Annotated in this window: 16 protein-coding genes; 15 read left to right on the top strand and 1 reads right to left on the bottom strand. The window is 59.5% G+C overall.

Annotated features, from left to right (window positions below; translation table 11 throughout):
- The first annotated feature begins 8 nt into the window (after window positions 1-8).
- From VI215_06505 to gpmI, 12 genes are all read left to right on the top strand, one after another.
- Window positions 9-620, top strand: coding sequence for a phosphatase PAP2 family protein (locus tag VI215_06505; protein HEY6191963.1), 612 nt, complete (start codon window positions 9-11; stop codon window positions 618-620).
- Window positions 613-2,265, top strand: a complete 1,653-nt coding sequence (lnt, locus tag VI215_06510) for an apolipoprotein N-acyltransferase (GenBank protein ID HEY6191964.1) — start codon at window positions 613-615, stop codon at window positions 2,263-2,265. The genes VI215_06505 and lnt overlap by 8 nt, the downstream gene beginning before the upstream one ends.
- A complete protein-coding gene (ltaE, locus tag VI215_06515) occupies window positions 2,262-3,296 on the top strand; it encodes a low-specificity L-threonine aldolase (GenBank protein HEY6191965.1) in 1,035 nt (344 codons plus the stop codon). The genes lnt and ltaE overlap by 4 nt, the downstream gene beginning before the upstream one ends.
- A 16-nt stretch (window positions 3,297-3,312) precedes the next feature.
- Window positions 3,313-3,780 carry a thioesterase family protein gene (locus tag VI215_06520; GenBank protein HEY6191966.1) on the top strand — a complete coding sequence of 156 codons (468 nt, stop codon included), beginning with the start codon at window positions 3,313-3,315 and terminating at the stop codon, window positions 3,778-3,780.
- Window positions 3,781-4,035: 255 nt separating this feature from the next.
- Entirely contained in the window at window positions 4,036-4,488 is a 453-nt protein-coding gene (locus tag VI215_06525) for a ribosome maturation factor RimP (GenBank protein HEY6191967.1), read from the top strand.
- A 42-nt stretch (window positions 4,489-4,530) separates the two neighbouring features.
- Entirely contained in the window at window positions 4,531-5,985 is a 1,455-nt protein-coding gene (nusA, locus tag VI215_06530; protein ID HEY6191968.1) for a transcription termination factor NusA, read from the top strand.
- Between the two features lie 8 nt (window positions 5,986-5,993).
- Window positions 5,994-8,666 carry a translation initiation factor IF-2 gene (gene infB / locus VI215_06535; GenBank protein HEY6191969.1) on the top strand — a complete coding sequence of 891 codons (2,673 nt, stop codon included), beginning with the start codon at window positions 5,994-5,996 and terminating at the stop codon, window positions 8,664-8,666.
- Window positions 8,667-8,675: 9 nt separating this feature from the next.
- Window positions 8,676-9,026 (top strand): 30S ribosome-binding factor RbfA, encoded by a 351-nt coding sequence (gene rbfA / locus VI215_06540; GenBank protein HEY6191970.1) that lies wholly within the window; start codon window positions 8,676-8,678, stop codon window positions 9,024-9,026.
- An 11-nt stretch (window positions 9,027-9,037) separates the two neighbouring features.
- Window positions 9,038-9,982, top strand: coding sequence for a bifunctional riboflavin kinase/FAD synthetase (locus VI215_06545; protein HEY6191971.1), 945 nt, complete (start codon window positions 9,038-9,040; stop codon window positions 9,980-9,982).
- A 15-nt stretch (window positions 9,983-9,997) separates the two neighbouring features.
- Window positions 9,998-10,267 carry a 30S ribosomal protein S15 gene (rpsO, locus tag VI215_06550; protein ID HEY6191972.1) on the top strand — a complete coding sequence of 90 codons (270 nt, stop codon included), beginning with the start codon at window positions 9,998-10,000 and terminating at the stop codon, window positions 10,265-10,267.
- 51 nt (window positions 10,268-10,318) lie between these two features.
- Entirely contained in the window at window positions 10,319-12,580 is a 2,262-nt protein-coding gene (locus VI215_06555) for a polyribonucleotide nucleotidyltransferase (GenBank protein HEY6191973.1), read from the top strand.
- Entirely contained in the window at window positions 12,468-14,153 is a 1,686-nt protein-coding gene (gene gpmI / locus VI215_06560) for a 2,3-bisphosphoglycerate-independent phosphoglycerate mutase (GenBank protein HEY6191974.1), read from the top strand. Before VI215_06555 ends, gpmI begins: the two co-directional genes overlap by 113 nt.
- Before the next feature lie 208 nt (window positions 14,154-14,361).
- Here the strand turns inward: gpmI and bshC are convergent, their stop codons facing one another.
- Window positions 14,362-16,011, bottom strand: a complete 1,650-nt coding sequence (gene bshC, locus VI215_06565) for a bacillithiol biosynthesis cysteine-adding enzyme BshC (protein HEY6191975.1) — start codon at window positions 16,009-16,011, stop codon at window positions 14,362-14,364.
- Between the two features lie 416 nt (window positions 16,012-16,427).
- Here bshC and VI215_06570 point away from each other — a divergent pair, with 416 nt between their 5' ends.
- Genes VI215_06570 through VI215_06580 form a run of 3 tightly spaced genes read left to right on the top strand, consistent with a single transcriptional unit; the run spans window position 16,428 to window position 18,674 of the window.
- Window positions 16,428-16,961: a Rieske 2Fe-2S domain-containing protein gene (locus tag VI215_06570; protein ID HEY6191976.1), complete on the top strand. Its 534-nt coding sequence runs from the start codon at window positions 16,428-16,430 to the stop codon at window positions 16,959-16,961.
- A 26-nt stretch (window positions 16,962-16,987) separates the two neighbouring features.
- Entirely contained in the window at window positions 16,988-17,764 is a 777-nt protein-coding gene (locus tag VI215_06575; GenBank protein ID HEY6191977.1) for a cytochrome b N-terminal domain-containing protein, read from the top strand.
- Between the two features lie 25 nt (window positions 17,765-17,789).
- Window positions 17,790-18,674 carry a cytochrome C gene (locus VI215_06580; GenBank protein ID HEY6191978.1) on the top strand — a complete coding sequence of 295 codons (885 nt, stop codon included), beginning with the start codon at window positions 17,790-17,792 and terminating at the stop codon, window positions 18,672-18,674.
- Window positions 18,675-18,680: the final 6 nt, after the last annotated feature.

An 18,680-nucleotide genomic window follows, 5' to 3' on the forward strand; every position in this document is an offset into this window, starting at 1 on the left:
TCCCCCCATTGGTAGATTTTCTCTACTCCATAGACAAAGCGCTCTTCACCTTTTGCAATCAAACGATTGCAAATCCGGTCTTCGACCTCTCGATGCCGTTCCTGACCGATCTGAATCAGAAATGGTACGGGATTACCCTGTTCGCATTGCTCTGGCTCCTCCTGTTCTGGAAGGGAGGGAAAAGGGGAAGGGTCGTTGCGCTCCTGCTCATCCCCCTGATCACGCTGAGCGACCAGCTCAGCAGCTCGGTGATAAAAAATATCGTTCAGCGGCCGCGGCCGTGCCATACCGTAAACGGAGTGGAGATCCTTCAGGATATCCGCGAGCTTGTTCCCTGCGGCAGCGGCTTTTCCTTTCCTTCGTCCCACGCCGTGAACAGCTTCGCGGCGGCTACGTATCTCTCCCACTTTTATGGCAGGTGGTCGTGGGCCTTTTACTCGTACGCCGTAGTGATCGGGTTTTCACGTGTCAGTGTGGGAGTGCATTATCCTTCGGACGTGGCGGGGGGCGGGCTTATCGGCTCCGCCTGCGCCCTTGTCGTCATCTACTGCTGGCGGGCGTTGGAACGCCGGTATCCTCCTCTTTCGCTCTCCGGCCCGGCCGGCGACGCGCATGAGTAATGAACCGGGTTCCGGCAGGCGCGAATTCACTCTTGCGCTCCTCTCAGGGATCCTCCTGGGAGTCTCTTTTCCGCCGCTTCACCTGGGAGCGCTCGCGGCCGTCGCGCTGGTCCCGTTGTTTTTCTCCCTGGAACAGGTCGCGGAGTACGGGAAGGCGCTCCGGCGTTGTTACCTCGCCTTTTTTGTCTTCAATCTGATCACCCTTTACTGGACGGGGGGATTCACGCACGCCCGGGATCCCTACCTGATGGCAGCGGGGGGATCGCTGATCCTTGCCCATCCGTTCTTCTTTTTCATCCCGGTCGCGGCGTTGCTCTTCCTCAGGAAGAGATTCGGGCCGGCACTCTCCCTCTGGCTCATGCCGTTCCTGTGGGTTGCGTTCGAATACCTTCATTCGCTTGCCGATATTTCATTCCCCTGGCTCACGCTCGGGAACACGCAGACGGAAAACCTTCCGGCAATTCAAATTTCCTCCCTCACCGGCGTCTACGGAATCTCTTTCTGGCTCGTTCTGCTGAGTGTGATTGTCTATTCGATCCTCTCGGGGTTCCGGTCGGGACGCTTGAAGCTCAGGTCGGCCCGGGCGCTGATTCTCCTCGCGGCTCTTGCTCTCGTCTATCTTCTTCCCGTCGTCTACGGGACCGTTTTACTCAACTCCGGCGAGGGGTTCCCGGGCGAGCCGATCCGGATAGGAATCGTGCAGCCGAACATCGACCCGTTCGAGAAATGGCAGGAGCGCCCTGAAGAGCAGCTCGGGGTGTTACGGGAGCTGACGGACGAGGTGGGAAAGGAGAGGCCCGCGCTGATTCTCTGGCCGGAGACCGCGGTCCCGTTCTATGTGCTCGACCCCCGCAACCGCGGGTACCTGGAACTGATCAGGCGCCAGGTGGACAGTCTCGGGATACCGCTCCTGGCGGGAATACCCGATATCACCTACTACGGGGAGGGAAGCCGGATCCCCGCAAGCAGCAAGTCGTCGGTGGACGGGCGCCGGTACGACAATTATAACAGCTCGATGCTTCTGAAGCCGGGGGATGAGGAGATCCAAAAGTACGCGAAGATGCTTCTCGTTCCGTTCGCGGAACGGGTTCCTTTTTCGGAGGCCCTCAGTTTTCTGAACGCCATGCAATGGAATTTCGGGCTCGGAGGGTGGGGGATCGGGAAGGAAAAGACTCTCTTCCGCCTGGGCGGAGCAAAGGGGAGGGGTGATTCTGCCCGTGCCATTTCCTTCTCAAATTTTATCTGCTATGAGTCGATTTATCCCGGCTTCGTGGCCAGTTTTGTGCGGAACGGCGCGGAATTCCTGACTGTTATCACCAACGACAGCTGGTGGGGGAACACATCGGGGGCGTACCAGCATGCGCAAATCGCGGTGCTGAGGGCTGTCGAAAACCGGCGGTGGGTCGTTCAGTGCGCCAACGGGGGAGTCTCCTGTTTTATCGACCCGGCCGGCCATCTGCATCAGCCCACGGAGATGTTTACGAAGCGAACCTTGTCCGGGGATATCGCCTCCCGCCGCTCGCTCACCTTGTATTCACGCATGGGAGACTGGTTCGGGCAGATGTGCCTCTTCCTCAGTCTGTTTTATCTGGCGGCTGGATTCGGGGAAAGATTTTACACGGCTTTTCGGAGGAAACAGGGATGAATCAAATCGATCTCAGAAGCGATACCGTCACGCGGCCATCCGCTTCCATGCTGGAAGCGATGATGAACGCAAAGCTTGGCGACGATGTCTTCGGCGAGGACCCGACCGTGAACGCCCTCCAGGAGCGGGTTGCCTCGCTCTTTGGAAAGGAGGCTGCGCTCTTCGTGCCGACCGGGACGATGGGGAACGAGATCTGCATCAAGGCCCATACGAACCCCGGCGATGAAGTCATCGTCGACCGGGAGTCCCACGTCTTCATCTACGAGACCGCGGGGCCGTCGCTCCTCTCCGGCGTGCAGCTGAACACCCTCCAGGGGAGGCGCGGAGTCTTCACGACAGAGCAACTCCAGCGCGCCGTGCGTCCCCGGGCTTACTACATGCCCCACACCTCGCTGATCTGCCTGGAAAACACGCACGGCCGGTCAGCCGGGTCGGTCGTCCCCCTCGCGGAGATCCGGAGAATCCGGGAATTCGCGCTGGAAGAGAAGATCAAGCTTCACCTCGACGGCGCCCGGCTCTGGAACGCATGCGTCGCTTCCGGCACCGCCCCCGGAGAATATGCCGCATGCGTCGATTCTCTCTCTGTTTGCTTTTCGAAAGGGCTCGGCGCCCCGATCGGATCGATCGTCATCGGCGACGCCCCCTTCATCGAGCGGGCGAGAAAGTACCGGAAAATCTTCGGCGGAGGCATGCGTCAGGTGGGAGTGCTTGCGGCCGCGGCGGCGTACGCCCTCGACCACAACGTCGAGAGGCTGAAAGAGGATCATGCCAAGGCGAAGCTCCTTGCGGAGCATCTGAGCGGGCTGAAGGCCTTCCGTGTGAATATGGAGGAGGTCCAGACGAACATGGTGATTGCGGAGACGGGGGCTTCGGGAAAGTCCCAGGCGGAAGTGTTAAGCTTGATGGCCGCAAAAGGAGTGCTCCTGACCTCCGAAGGGCCCACCGCCGTCAGGGCTGTCACCCATTTGGACGTCTCCCTGGAAGAGGTACGCCGGGCGGCAGGGATAATCCAATCTCTTTTTCAACAATAAAAGGACCGGGGTCTCCATGCCGATCGATAGACTGAAGTTCAAACACGCCACTCAAGTCCGGGTCAGGAACTATGAAGTGGATTGGCAGGGGATCGTGCATAACGCGGTGTATCTTCAGTACTTCGAGGTCGGACGTGTCGAATACCTTAAACACATCGGTATGGAGCTTGACCTCAATTCCATCCGGCAGGATTCGAGGGTAGTGCTCGTCCGGAACGAGATCGATTACAAGGCTTCGGCGCGGTTTGACGACTTGCTCACGGTCCGGACCAGGGTCTCCTTCATCCGGAACACCAGCTTCGGATTTGAAGGGATCATCGAGGATTCCGCGTCGAACCGGCTCGTCTCGGAAAATGTAGCGATTCATGTCTGGCTCCATCCCCGCACAGCGGAGCCGATGACGGTCGGCGACCGTTTCCGGAAAGCGGTGATGAAATTCGAAGGCGCCGATGTGGCGATTCTGGGCCCGACGCTCCTGACCTGAGCATCGTCGGATCGTGCTCCGGTCTTTCCACGTCGGTAGCCGCAGCCTTTAGGCTGCGGGCTTTTTGAATCCCGCAAGCTAAAGCTTGCGGCTACCGGTCCCTCACAGTCCCCCTAAGGGCCGAAGCGGCGACTTGCAATTGAAGGAGAGGAGTGTTATATTATTTTCCGCCTCGCTTGAAAGTCCCGCCTCTGGGACTTTTTTTGTTGATGGGGTCAGAATGCCGGTTTTTCCTCGAATTTTGAGAAGTGCGACGTGTCGATCGCTGGCCGTTTCGAAGAATTTGTCCGCCCGTTCGTGGAGGGACAGAACGCGTACGTGATCGACGTCTCGGTTCGCGGTGAGCGCGGCGGATCGTTGGCTGAAGTCTTCATCGATACCGATGAAGGCGTGACCACGGGACTTTGCCAGAAGATCAGCAAGGAGCTTGCCCGTGCTCTTGACGCCAGCGACCTGTTTCAGGGGCGTTACGATCTCGTCGTCTCATCGCCCGGCATCGAGCGTCCTCTGAAATTTCCCCGGCAATATCCGAAACATGTCGGCCGGAACATGAGCGTAAAAGTGAGGAAAGGTACGTCGGCGGAAACGCTCCGGGGCACGCTCCTCGAAGCCTCCGCGGAATCCATCCTTCTCGGGGTCACGGAGGAGGATCGGCGGACGATCCGGTTCGACGAGATCGCCGAGGCCAGAGTCGATTCCGCCTGGTAAGGGCGCGATGAGGTTCACACTGATTATCAAAATGGGGTTGAAATGAATGTAGAGATCGTTGAATCGTTTTCCCAGATGGTCCGGGAAAAGCGGATGGACAAGGATATGCTGGCAGGCATCATCGAAGACGTCTTTTCGATGATGGTGCGGAAGAAATACGGCCAGGAAGCCCGCTTCGACGTCGTGGTGAACATGGACAAGGGAGATATCGAGATCTATCTCGAGAAGCAGATCGTGGAGCAGGTCACCGACCCGAGCACGCAAATCGACCTCGAGACCGTCCGGAAAAAGTCGGACGAACCGCTCAACGTCGGGGACGATTTTGTGGAGGTCATCGACCTCCAGAGCTTCGGCCGAAGGCTTGTGATCAGCGCCAAGCAGAACCTGAACCAGCGGATCAAGGAGATCGAGAAGGAGATTATTTACAACGAATACAGCACGACGGTGGGGGAAATCATCGTCGGAGAGATCTACCAGATTCGCAAGGGGGAGATCCTGATTATTCACAACCGGAACGAGCTCATTCTCCCCAAGAGCGAGCAGATCGCACGGGAACGGTACAGGAAGGGGGAGACGCTGAGGGCGATCGTGAAAGAGGTCCGGAAAAACGCCTCCAGCCCGCTCGTCATCATCTCGCGCTCCGACCCCAAATTCCTTGCGAAGCTGTTTGAGATCGAGATCCCCGAAATCTATGACGGTATCATCGAAATCAAGGCGGTCGCGCGCGAAGCGGGAGAACGCTCGAAGGTGGCGGTGGAATCGCACGACGACCGGATCGACGCGGTCGGCGCGTGCGTCGGAATGAAGGGCGTCCGCATTCACGCGATCGTCCGCGAGCTGAACAACGAGAATATCGACGTCATCAACTACTCCTCCAAACCCGCCGTCTTCATCCAGCGCGCTCTCTCCCCGGCCAAGCTCAAGAACGTCGAGGTCGATGAGGCCGCAAAGACCGCGACCGTCCTTGTCGACAAGGACCAGGTTTCCCTCGCGATCGGGCGGAACGGACAGAACGTCCGGCTCGCGTCGAAGCTGACCGGATTTGAGATCAATCTTGTGAAGGAGGGTGTCGAGGAAGAGTATGACATGGACCTCGGCGAATTCCGTGAAGAACTTGGGGAACCGCTCTACGAACGGTTGGTGGACGAAGGGTACGACACCGCCCGGAAAGTGATCGATGCCAGCGCGGGGGATCTGATGGAGATCGAAGGGCTGACCGAGGAGAAGGTTCAGTCGATCAAGGCGATGATGCAGCGCGAGCTCGAGGAGGCGGACATCGAGGAGGAGGAGGACGGGCAGCCGGCTGTGCTGCCTGCGCCGCCGGCCGGGGCGGCCGGTAACAAGAACGGAAGCAAGGCCCCCGAGGAGGAGGCGGACGAGGCCGAGGAAGACGAGGAAGTCCCCGGTGAGCCCCGGGCGGAAGAGACCAACGTGGAGGAACCGGGCACGGGTGAGACTCCCGGGGGAAAAACCGACGACAAGGAGACTGACGCATAGACCAGCGCATGGTGGAAAAAACACAGTCACATAAGAAGATTTATCAAATCGCCAAAGAGATCAACATCTCGCACGAGACGTTGATCGAATACCTCACCCGGAAGGGACACACCGTCAAGAGCCACATGACGGCGGTGGATGACGCGATGATGCACGACATCCTGTCCCATTTCAAGAAAGATCGCGAGGTCGCGGAGAAGCACCAGCGGAAGATCCAGACGATCCGCGAAACCCGGAAAAAGGCGGAGGCAAAAGCCGCGCCTCCGGAGGCGGAAAGCCCCAAGCCGAAGATCGCGAAGAAGGCAAAAGCCGAGGAAGCCGAACAGGCCCAACCGCCCGTGAAGACGGCGCCGGTCGAAAAGACCCCCCATCCCGTCGAGGCCGCCGCCGAAGCACCGGGGGTGGAAGCGAAAACCGCCGCGCCGCCTCTTGCGGAGGAGCCGGTCGCGGAGCCCGTCGCAGGCGCGCACCCCCCCGCCGCAGAGCCCCCCGTCAAGGAGAAAAAAGGATCGGAGATTCTCGCCCGCCGCACGCCCAAGATGGGGCTCAAAATCAAGGGGATGCTCGATCTGGACGAGGTCAATCGCACGACCGCGATTCACGAGGGGACCGCCTCCACCGAGGCCAGCCGCGCCGCCGCATCGGAGGAAGAGCAGAAGAAAAAGAAAAAGAAAAAGAAACGGATCAGGGTCGCCGCGCCCGCCCCCGTTCCCGAAGAGACCGACGAGCTGCTCCGGAAGGCCAAGAAGAAAAAGAAGCTCCGGTACCAGGAGGTCAATAAAGTCGAGGTCGAGGAGGCCATCAAGCGCACGCTTGCCGAGATGGACGAGGCGAGCGTCGTGGTGCAGCGCGCCACGTTCAAGCGGAAGCGGAAGGAGAAGCGCGCGATGGAGGAACAGCAACGGCTCGAAGAAAAACAGAAGGAGCAATCGATCCTCCGGGTCACGGAGTTCGTCTCCGTCAATGAGCTCGCGAACCTGATGGGGGTGAACGCGGCCGACGTCATCAAAAAGTGCATCGCACTCGGCCTCATGGTCTCCATCAACCAGCGCCTGGACAAGGATACGATCACGCTCGTGGCCGACGAGTTCGGGTACGAGGTGCGGTTCTTCTCGGAGATCACCGAAGATATCGTCCCCGAAACCCCCGACGAAGAATCCCAGCTCGAGACCCGGCCCCCCGTCGTCACCATCATGGGCCACGTCGACCACGGCAAGACGTCGCTGCTCGATTACATCCGGCGCAGCAACGTCGTCGCGGGCGAGGCAGGCGGGATCACCCAGCACATCGGCGCGTATATGGTGCAGGTGGACGGAAAAAAGAGCATCACGTTTCTCGATACCCCCGGTCACGAGGCCTTCACGGCGATGCGAGCGCGCGGCGCGCAGTTGACCGATATCGTCGTGCTTGTCGTGGCCGCCGACGACAACGTCATGCCGCAAACGATCGAAGCGATCAGTCACGCCCAGGCGGCAAACGTCCCGATCATCATCGCGGTGAACAAGGTCGACAAGCCGGATGCCAACCCGGAGCGGATCCGGCAGCAGCTCTCCGAGCACAACGTGCTGGTCGAGGAGTGGGGGGGCAAATACCAGTGCGTGGACCTCTCGGCGCGTACCGGAAAGAATGTGGACCTGCTGCTGGAGAAGATCCTCCTCGAAGCGGATGTGCTCGATCTGAAGGCCAATCCCTCGGCGGCCGCCAGGGGCGTGGTGATCGAGGCGCAAGTCGACAAGGGAAAGGGGATCGTCACGACCGTTCTCGTGCAGAAAGGGATGTTGAAGATCGGCGATTCGTTCGTCGCCGGAATCCAGAGCGGAAAAGTCCGGGCGATGAGCGACGAGCGCGGCAGGCGCATCGAGGCGGCCAAGCCCTCGACGCCCGTCCAGGTTCTCGGGTTCGACGGGGTTCCGCAGGCCGGGGATGGTTTCGCGGCCGTCGAAAGCGAGCGCGAGGCCCGCGAGATCAGCACCCGCCGGCAGACGTTGAAGCGGGAGCAGGACTTCCGTCTCGTCCGCAGCGTGACGCTCGACGATATCTCGAAAAAGATCCAGGACGGACAGATCAAGGAGTTGAACATGATCGTCAAGGGAGACGTGGACGGCTCGGTCGGCGCCCTCGCGGACTCCCTCATGAAAATCAGCCACGAAGAGGTGCGTGTCAACGTGATCCATCACGCGGTCGGCACGATTTCCGAATCCGACGTGCTTCTGGCGGCTGCATCGGGCGCCGTCATCATCGGATTCCACGTCCGGCCCAATATGAACGCCCGCCGGCTGGCGGAGCAGGAAAACGTCGATATCCGGCTCTATAATATTATTTACGACGCCATCGAAGACGTCAAGAAGGCGCTTGAAGGCCTCCTTGCCCCGAGCAAGAACGAAGAAGTCACCGCCACGATCGAAATTCGCGAGGTCTTCAAGGTCCCGAAGCTGGGTGCGATCGGCGGATCCTACGTTCAGGAGGGGAAGATCACCAGGGGAAACAAAGTACGCTTGATCCGGGACGGGATCGTGGTTTACGACGGGGCCATCGCCTCCCTGAGACGTTTCAAGGACGACGTCCGGGAAGTCGAGGCGGGATTCGAGTGCGGAATCGGCCTGGAGAACTTCAACGACATCAAGGTCGGCGACATCATCGAAGCCTACAAGATCGTCGAAACCCTGAGAAAACTCGCTTAGGCCGCGCTTATGTCGTTGCGGACGGAACGCGTCGCCTCGCTGATCAAGGAAGAAGTGGGGATGTATTTTACGCGGGAATACCGCGACCCGTCCTACGGGTTCCTCACCGTGACGGAGGTGCACATGACCCCCGACCTCAAGATCGCGAAGATCTATGTCAGCGTGATGGGCAGTCCCGAGGTGAAGGCCCGCACCATGAAGATGCTTGAGGACCATAAGAGCGAGATCCGTTCGTTCATCGGGTCGCACATGAGATTGAAGTTCACGCCCTCGGTGCAATTTTTCGTGGATGAGACCCTCGACCGCGTCGAGCGGATCGAGACTCTCATCAAGCAAATCCGCAAGGAGCCGGAGGAATAGGGCCTGAAACGATGATCGTCGCCCGCTCGCTCGGGGAACTCCCGGCGGTAAAACATTCTGTCGTCACGGTCGGGACGTTCGACGGGGTTCACGCGGGGCATCGCGCCATCCTGGGAGAGTTGACCGCGCGCGCGGCCGCATCCGGAGGGCGGAGCGTCGTCGTCACCTTTCACCCGCATCCGAGGACGGTCGTGGGGCGCGGGGATCCGGGCCAGCTCTCGACTCTCGAGGAGCGTCTGGATCAGATAGGGCGCCTCGGTATCGACGCCTGCCTTGTGCTCGAGTTCACATATGAGTTCTCGCGCCAGTCGTCCCGGGAGTTCTGCCTCCGGTACCTGATCAACGGGCTGGGGGTGCGGGAGATCGTGATCGGATACGATCACATGTTCGGAAGAGACCGCGAGGCGGGCCTGCGGGAACTGCGCGACATGGGGACCGAATTCGGCTTCAGCGTCCGGGTGGTGGACCCCGTGTCGATCGAGGGGCGCATCGTCAGCAGCTCCCGGATCCGCGAACTTCTGCTCGAAGGGGACGTTGAACGCGCCGCGGCCTGCCTGGGAAGGCCCTACGCGCTCGCAGGGACCGTCGTACGAGGGGACGGACGCGGAGCGGCGATCGGGTTTCCGACCGCCAACATCCGCCCCGACAATGAGCAGAAGCTCATTCCGGCGAACGGAGTCTATTTCGTCTCCGGCGATCTCGACGGCGAGCAGGCGTACGGGATGTCGAACATCGGCTTCAGGCCGACGTTTCAGACCGACCGGAAGCGGACGATCGAGGTGCACCTGTTCGAGCGGAGCGGGGACCTTTATGACAGGAAACTCAACATACTTTTTATGAATCGATTGCGGGGCGAAAAGAAATTTGCGTCGGCCGACGAGCTGGTCCGGCAACTGACTGCGGACCGGGATGCGTGCCTGAAGCAGATCGCCGCGCACCAACTTCACTCATCTTGATCAAGGAGACAGCGTATGCCGTTAACAAAAGAACAATCGCAGGAAATCATCAGGAAATACGGAAAGTCGCCCACCGACTCCGGCTCGCCGGAGGTGCAGGTCGCGCTTCTGACGACCCGGATTAACGATCTCTCGGGGCATTTCGGGCGGAATGTCAAGGACAACCATTCCCGGATGGGGCTCTTGAAGATGGTCGGCAAGCGCCGCAGGCTCCTCGAATACCTCCAACGCAAGAACGTGGACCGATACCGCAAGATCATCCAGGAGCTGGATCTGCGCAAGTAACAACACCTCTGCGCTAAGCAGAATTTGTTTCAACTCAACGAAAGTAAGTCAATGGTAACGAAAAAGGAACTTGAGATCGGGGGACGAACCCTCTCTCTCGAAACGGGCAGGCTGGCCAAGCAGGCTGACGGGTCCGTGATGGTGCGCTACGGCGATTCGATGGTCCTCGCCACGGTCGTCGCGAACAAGGAACCGAAGCCGGGGCTCGATTATTTCCCGCTGCAGGTCGAATACCGGGAACGCACCGCCGCGGCAGGTAAGATCCCCGGAGGGTTTTTCAAGCGGGAGGCCCGTCCGTCCGAAAAGGAAATCCTCTCCTCCAGGCTGATCGACAGGCCCCTGCGCCCCATGTTCCCCGAGGACTTCAAGTGCGAGACGCAGATCATGCTCACCGTGCTCTCGTCGGACTTGGAGAACGACGCCGACATACTCGGGGCAGCCGGGGCGTCGGCCGCGCTCATGATCTCGGACATTCCGTTCGACGGCCCGGTGGCCGAAGTTCGGGTCGGGAGGATCGACGGAGCGTTTGTCATCAATCCGACCTTCCCGCAGCTGGTGAACAGCGACCTGGATGTGATCGTCGCCGGCACCAAGACCTCGATCGTCATGGTCGAAGGGGAAGCGAAGGAAATCTCGGAACACGACATGCTCGAGGCGTTGCGTTTCGCCCACGGGCACATCCAGCAGATCTGCGAGCTTCAGACCGCGCTCCGGCAGGAGGTCGGGAAGCCGAAACGGGACGTCGTGCAGCACCCTCTCAAGAAAGAACTGTACGAGAGCGTGGCGAAACTTGCCCGCGATGGGATCAAACAGCTCTGCCAAAAGCCCCTGATGAAGGAGGAGCGGAGCAAAGCCCACGCGGAGATGCGCCTTTCGACGCTCGAACAACTGAAGAAAAGCGTTGCGTCGATGAACCTGACGCTGACCGACCCGGAGAAGGAGCTTCTCCTGAGCAACCCCGGCCCCTTCGTGGACAGCAAGGCATCCCTCATCGGGGATATCCTCCACGATATCGAGTACGAGGAGATGCGCGATATGATCCTCTCCGCGGGAAAGAGGCTTGACGGAAGGGGGGTAACGGATATCCGCCCGATCACCGGCGAAGTCTCCGTTCTCCCCAGGACTCACGGCTCCGCGCTCTTCACGCGCGGTGAAACGCAGAGCCTCGCCACAACCACGCTCGGAACCAAGTCGGACGAACAAATCCTGGACGGGCTCCTTCCGGAAACGACCAAACGGTTCATGCTCCACTACAATTTTCCTCCCTACTCGGTCGGCGAGGTGGGAAGGATCGGGTTTACCGGCAGGCGCGAGATCGGGCACGGGAACCTGGCCGAGCGGTCGATCAAGAACATGTTGCCTCCCGAAAATGAATTCCCCTACACGGTCCGCATCGTGTCGGACATCCTTGAATCGAACGGGTCTTCCTCGATGGCGACCGTCTGCGCCGGTTCGCTCTCCCTTCTGGATGCCGGCGTCCCCCTGAAGAAATCCGTTGCGGGGATCGCCATGGGGCTGATCAAAGAAGGCCCCCGGACCGCGATCCTGAGCGACATTCTCGGCAACGAGGACCATCTGGGCGATATGGACTTCAAGGTGGCCGGGACCCGCGACGGGATCACGGCGTTCCAGATGGACATCAAGATCCAGGGCATCTCGTTCGAAATCATACAACAGGCCCTGGCCCAGGCGAGGGAGGGGCGTCTCCATATTCTCGAAATCATGGCGCAGACGCTCGCGGAACCGCGCGCGGACCTCTCCCAGTACGCGCCACGGCTCACCACGATCAAGATACCCGTCGACATGATCGGGAGCGTCATCGGTCCCGGCGGAAAAGTGATCCGCCAGATCGTGAAGGATACCGGCGCAGAGATCAACATCGAGGACGACGGAACCATCGTCATCGCGTCGGTCTCCGCGGAGGGGAGCAAGAAGGCCCTCGACATCATCAACAAGATCACGGAGATCCCGGAGGTCGGAAAGACCTATCACGGGAGGGTGACGCGCCTGATGGATTTCGGAGCCTTCGTGGAGTTCCTCCCGGGGAAGGAAGGGCTGGTACATATTTCCCACATGGACATGAAGCGGGTCGACAAGGTCTCCGACGTTCTGAACCAGGGGGACGAGGTGGACGTCATGCTGATCAAGAAGGACGAGGAGGGCCGGTACAATCTCAGCCGGAAGGCGCTCATGCCGGGGTATGACGCCGAGGCGGAAGCGGTGCGCGACGCCGAACGGAAGAGAGAGCGTGGTGACCGGCGCGACGGCGGAAGGGATCGCCGCGGCGCTCCCCACCGGGATCACCGGCGCTGATGTGCCTCCGGCGCACAACGTACTGCTGATTATTCTCGACGGGTTCGGGCTCGGAGAGAATCCGGAGGTTGACGCGATCGCCCGGGCGAAGAAGCCGTTCATCGATTCGCTCCTGAAGAGCTATCCCTGGACTGCGATCAACGCGTCCAACGAGGACGTGGGGCTCCCGGCGGGGCAGATGGGGAACTCCGAGGTAGGGCACATGAATATCGGCGCGGGCCGGGTCGTCTATCAGGAGATCACCCGGATTAACCGTTCGATCCGGATGGGCGACTTCTTCGGGAAGCCGGCCTTTCTCGGCGCGATGGAGAATGTGAAGCGCCGCGGCTCCGCGCTCCACCTGATCGGCCTCCTTTCGGACGGGGGCGTCCACAGCCACAACTCGCATCTCTACGCCCTCCTCGAGCTCGCCCGCCGGCAGGGCCTCCAACAGGTCTTCGTTCACGCCATTCTGGACGGCCGCGATACCCCTCCCGAATCGGGAGCAGCCTTTCTCTCCGAGCTCCGGCAAAAGATGGCCGGGCTGGGAGTCGGTGAAACCGCCACCGTCATGGGACGCTATTACGGGATGGACCGGGATAACCGCTGGGACCGGACGGAAAAAGCGTACCGGGCCATGACGGAGGGGCTGGGCAGCCGCGCCCCGGATGCGGAGGCCGCGGTAAGGGAGTCATACAGGCAGGGTCTTGCCGACGAATTCGTCCTTCCGATCGTTCTTGAAAAGGGGGGGAGCCCCGCGGGCCCGATCCGCGACGGTGACTCCGCCATCTTCTTCAATTTCAGAACCGACCGCCCGCGCCAGCTTACCAGGGCATTCATCGAAGAGGGATTCGACAAGTTTTCCCGCAAAAAGCTCGACCTCTACTTCGCTACCATGACGCAGTATGAGGACGATTTCAAATGTCCTGTCGCTTTTCCCCCCGCCTTCCTCACCCATACGCTCGGAGAGATTATCTCGGAGGCGGGATTGAAACAGCTTCACCTCGCCGAGACGGAAAAATACGCACACGTCACATTCTTCTTCAACGGAGGCCGTGAGACCCCCTTTCCCGGCGAAGACCGGATCATGATTCCTTCGGCCAGGGGCGTGGCGACGTATGACCAGAAGCCGGAGATGAGCGCGTACGGCATCACCGAAAAAGCCGTCGAGGCAATCGCCGGCGAACGCTATCCGTTCATCATCATGAACTATGCCAACACCGACATGGTGGGGCATTCCGGGAAGATGGAGCCGACGATCAAGGCGGTCGAAGTAGTCGACGCTTGTCTCGGCAAAGTGATCCCCGCCGCGCTCTTAAACGATTATGTCACGATCGTGACCTCCGACCATGGAAACGCGGACAAAATGTCCGATCAGGAGGGAAATCCCTTCACTGCACACACCACAAACCGGGTGCCGTTGATCCTGATCGGGGGATCCGTTCCCGGCGGACTTCGGGAAGGGGGAAGGCTTGCCGATATCGCTCCCACGATACTCGAAATCATGCAATTCCCCATCCCTGCAGAGATGGATGGCGTCTCGCTTCTGAGACGAACAGCGGCCGTTCCGGAGCCCTCCGCGATCAAGCCCTGAAGCAGGAGGATCCTCCCGGTGCCGCGACAGGGAAGCCGCTGCCGGGGGCTATCAGCCGGATACTCGATCTCTTCCGCGCCGATGTGACGTATCGTCTCAAAGAGCCGAAGGGATGGTTCTTCACGTTGAGCGTGGCGACGGTGTTCTGAACGGGGAATCGGTGGGCGCAACCTTGACGCAGCCTAAAGGCTGCGGCTACCGGCTGCGGCTACACGCTGAGGACCTGGTGCTTGAAGCGGTCGATCTCGATATCAGAGGTGAGTCGCTTGATGAACTCGGGGCCGTACTTGTTCATGAAATAGGTGAAGTTCAGGACGCGCTCCTGCAACATCGCATTGGGTGTGATGCTCTGGGATACTTTCCGCACCTGCCGGAGGGCGATTTCGTGTTTGCGTTCCTGCGCCTCCACGACCTTCTCCTTCAGAAGGAGGAGGTGGGACTCCGTTTTCGACCGGGTCGTTTCCAGGGGGCCCATGAGCGTTGAATCGATATAGTTCAAACCGTACTTCATCTCCGCCATCAGTTCGTTCGACCGCCTGACGGCATCGTCAAACATCTCTTCAATTTTCACCTCGGAGATCAGTTCGACGACCTTCCTGGTCACGCGCTCCGAATCGCCGAAGAATTCAAGCAATTCCAGCTGGTACTTCTCCAGGATCCGTTCGAACTTTTGCTCGTAAATCGTGACGCTCGCGCGCGGATAGATGATCGGCATGGTCATGCCGAAATGCGCATAGACGGTTTTAAGTTGCGCGAAATAGGCGATCTCTGCCGGTCCCCCCACGTAGGCGAGGGTGGGAAGGAGGGTGTCCTGACAGATCGGGCGCAACGCGACATTGGGACTGAGGAGTTCGGGTGTCTGGTTCACGATGTTCAGAAGTTCATCCCGCTGAAAATACTGCCGGATCCCCCGGAGTCCGAACTCTTTTTCGCGGGGCTCGATGAAATACCTCCCCCCCTTGAAAAACATGAAGAGGTTCATCGCCTTTGTCTTGATCTGGGCGTGGTAGCGCCCCTCCAGCTCCGCGCTTCTCTGGATGATCAGCTGCGAGACTCTGGGATACTCTTCGATCTCTTTCAGGAAAATGGGCTTCAGGAGCTGCTTCAGCCGGCGGTCGTTGGAGGAGATAAACACGAGGCCGGAACCCTCGAACAACCCGTTCATGAGCCGTGCGAACGCGCTGGTGAACGTCGAGGCGGGCGCGTACGCCTGCTTCAGAATGGAAAAAAGGGGTTCCTTGAATTCCGAGTTCGGGAGGGTCTTCTGGAGTCGATCGAAGAATTGGTCGAGCGAACCGTCGAATTCGATGTCGCCGACCGCCCCGGCGTTCTTTTGCGCCGGTTTTCCCTTGACGGGGTAATCGATCTCCACCGGTGAGTGGTCGCCGTTCAACACCGATACCGAATTGACCTCTTCCAGATCATGGTCCTCGCCCTCGAGCCAGAAGACCGGGACGAATTTATAATCGGAAAACGTTGCCGATAATTGTTCCGCCAGCCGCAGGGCCGTGATCGTCTTGTAGACCGTATAAAGGGGACCTCCGAGGATGCCGACCTGTTGCCCCGTGACAATCGCAAATGTTTTGGAATCCCTCAGGAGGCCTATGTTTTCGAGGGTTTTTTCGCTGGCACCGATTTGCCGGTTTTGATCGAGGAGAATATCCGCGACCTCGCTCCGGTGTTTCGCCTGCCCCCCGAGAAGTTCGGCGTGCTTCGGAAAGTTGTGAATAAAGTGAAAGTCGGCTTCGAAGAAGGACCGGACCTTGGGGAACTCGTTAACGTAATCGCCGAAGAGTTTAGAGAAGCCCCCCTCCGAATGGGGGAGAGCACCAAAGTCGATCCACTGTGATTCGCTCATGCCTGGGGGAAAGGTGGTGGAGAATTGTGCGAAATATACTCTTTCACCGAGAGAGAAGCAAACAGGAGAGAATTGAGGTAACGCCCCAATTTGTCATCCTGAGCGAAGCGAAGGATCTCGATGGTCGGACAAACGAGATCCTTCGGTCGCTACGCTCCCTCAGGATGACACAGAGGATGAACGTGAGGCACGCCCGGATTTGCGCGTTGTTTGACTAAAGGTATTTTTTTCACTATATTTTTCCCGGTTGAAATCGGGTTTTACCCTCACTCATCAATCGGGTAATGGATACTCCCAGCGGGCCTCAGGCCGGGAACGAAGTTCCTTCTTCAGAAATAAGTCCCAAGAACCCTGCGGGCTCAACCGGCACTTCCGGCGCGCCAACCCCCGCCCCGCGGCCATCCCCGGCAGCGGCGGTGAAGAAACCGAAACAGGACAAACCCCCGGAGATCGATCTCGGCATCTGGCGCATCAGCCGCCGCAACTTTTTCTCTGTCGCGGGCTGGGCCGCCTTTTTTGTCTTTCTCGCCACCTCCACGATCGGCTCCCTCCGCATGATGTTCCCCAGGATCCTGTACGAACCACCTTCCGCCTTCAAGGCCGGTTTTCCGCAGGATTACGTCGTGGGCGAAGTGAGCGAGAAGTACAAGGATGATTACCGTGTCTGGATCATCCGCGAGTCCGAGGGATTTTACGCCCTCTCCGCGATCTGCACCCATCTCGGCTGCACGCCGCGGTGGCTCGAGTCGGAGAACAAGTTCAAGTGCCCGTGTCACGGAAGCGGGTTCCGCCGGACCGGCATCAACTTCGAGGGACCTGCTCCCAGGCCCCTCGAACGGCTGAAAATCGTGCTCGCCGACGACGGGCAGATGCTGGTCGACCGGAACATCAAGTTTCTGTTTGAAAACGGCGATTGGGTCAAGCCGGATGCCTTCCTGAAATACACCTGATTGATGACGGTTTCCATGGGACGGTCATGCTGAAAATACGCGAAAAGTTGCAGCAGACGGAAGTCTGGAAATCAATCTTCCGCCACAACTATCAGGACACCAACCGGAACCGCGCCCTCCAGATCGTCGACAATGTCTTTCTCCACCTTCATCCCGTCAGAATCCCGCGGCATGCGACCAATATCGGATTCACATGGGGGATGGGGGGGATCACCTTTCTCCTGTTCATCGTCCTCACCATCACCGGCGTGATCCTGATGTTCTACTACCGCCCGGCGGCGGAGTATGCGTACGAGGATATGAAGTACCTGATGAACGATGTCGCCTTCGGCCCGCTGATCAGGAACATGCACCGCTGGGCCGCGCACGCCATGGTGATCACGGTCATGCTCCACATGTTCAGGGTGTTCCTCACCGGCTCCTACAAACCTCCCCGGCAGTTTAACTGGGTGGTCGGAGTTCTCCTGCTCGTCCTGACGCTCCTCCTCAGTTTCACCGGATACCTTCTACCCTGGGACCAGCTCGCGATCTGGGCGGTGACGGTCGGAACGAACATGGCCAGGGCCACACCCTTGCTCGGCCACCAGGGGCCCTTCGGCCCGCAGCTGGGAATGAAGATCGATAATGATGTCCGGTTCGTTCTCCTCGGCGGGACGCAGGTAGGCCCGCCGACCTTGCTCCGCTTTTACGTGGGCCACTGCATCTTCCTCCCGTTGATCGCCTCTGTCTTCATGGCGGTCCACTTCTGGAGGATCCGCAAGGACGGGGGAATTTCGGGGCCCGCGGGCAAGGAGAAGGAATGACAACCCCGACCGGCGGAGGAGCGGCATGAACCACGTCTGGGAACTCGTCCGGAAGCCCGATAATATCCCGATCGTCGGGCTGCTGTTTCTGGTCATCGGATACACCTGGTGGTCGTTCCGGAAGGCCCTGAAAAACGACCGGCAGGGATTCCTCGACGAGGCGCGCCTGAACGAAAAGATCCAGGTCTGGCCGAATCTCGTCCGTGTGGAATTCCTCGCCGCGCTGTTTATCATGGTCATCCTCGTGTTCTGGTCCTTCCTCATCGATGCTCCGCTCGAAGAAGCGGCCAATCCGACGCTCACGCCGAACCCTTCGAAGGCGCCGTGGTATTTTCTGGGCCTGCAGGAAATGCTTGTCTACTTCGACCCCTGGATCGCGGGAGTGGTGATGCCGAGCCTGATCATCGTCGGCCTCATGGCGATCCCTTATATCGACGTGAACGAGAAGGGAAACGGCTACTATACCTACAAGGAAAGGAAGTTCTCCATCCTGACGTTTTGCGTCGGGTTCCTGATCCTCTGGGTGTCGCTGATCGTGCTCGGCACGTTCTGGCGGGGCCCCGGCTGGTATTTCTTTTTCCCCTGGCAGGAATGGGACACGCACCGGGTCGTGGCTCTCACCAATGTCGATCTCTCCGAAGTCTTCGGAATCCACACACGGAACGCCGATTACAGCCTGAACCCCGCCGCGATCGCGTTCGGGGCGATCCTGATACTCGGGTACTATTCGCTCGCCGGAATCTTCTGGTTCAAGAAGCGGAACGGGGAGCTGATGAAAAAGCTCGGATTCATGCGCTACAATATCGTGGCATTCCTGTTCCTTACGATGGCCGCCCTCCCGATCAAGATGATTCTCCGGATCGCGTTTAACATCAAATACATCCTGGTTACCCCTTGGTTCAACATCTGACCGCAT

It is taken from the genome of Bacteroidota bacterium (assembly GCA_036522515.1).
Lineage (GTDB): Bacteria > Bacteroidota > Ignavibacteria > UBA10030 > SZUA-254 > VBOC01.

Coding starts and splice junctions, on each gene's coding strand:
- lnt (HEY6191964.1), top strand. CDS start 613: ATGAGTAATGAACCGGGTTCCGGCAGGCGCGAATTCACTCTTGCGCTC.
- ltaE (HEY6191965.1), top strand. CDS start 2,262: ATGAATCAAATCGATCTCAGAAGCGATACCGTCACGCGGCCATCCGCT.
- VI215_06520 (HEY6191966.1), top strand. CDS start 3,313: ATGCCGATCGATAGACTGAAGTTCAAACACGCCACTCAAGTCCGGGTC.
- nusA (HEY6191968.1), top strand. CDS start 4,531: ATGAATGTAGAGATCGTTGAATCGTTTTCCCAGATGGTCCGGGAAAAG.
- infB (HEY6191969.1), top strand. CDS start 5,994: ATGGTGGAAAAAACACAGTCACATAAGAAGATTTATCAAATCGCCAAA.
- rbfA (HEY6191970.1), top strand. CDS start 8,676: ATGTCGTTGCGGACGGAACGCGTCGCCTCGCTGATCAAGGAAGAAGTG.
- VI215_06545 (HEY6191971.1), top strand. CDS start 9,038: ATGATCGTCGCCCGCTCGCTCGGGGAACTCCCGGCGGTAAAACATTCT.
- rpsO (HEY6191972.1), top strand. CDS start 9,998: ATGCCGTTAACAAAAGAACAATCGCAGGAAATCATCAGGAAATACGGA.
- VI215_06555 (HEY6191973.1), top strand. CDS start 10,319: ATGGTAACGAAAAAGGAACTTGAGATCGGGGGACGAACCCTCTCTCTC.
- gpmI (HEY6191974.1), top strand. CDS start 12,468: ATGACGCCGAGGCGGAAGCGGTGCGCGACGCCGAACGGAAGAGAGAGC.
- bshC (HEY6191975.1), bottom strand. CDS start 16,011: ATGAGCGAATCACAGTGGATCGACTTTGGTGCTCTCCCCCATTCGGAG.
- VI215_06575 (HEY6191977.1), top strand. CDS start 16,988: ATGCTGAAAATACGCGAAAAGTTGCAGCAGACGGAAGTCTGGAAATCA.
- VI215_06580 (HEY6191978.1), top strand. CDS start 17,790: ATGAACCACGTCTGGGAACTCGTCCGGAAGCCCGATAATATCCCGATC.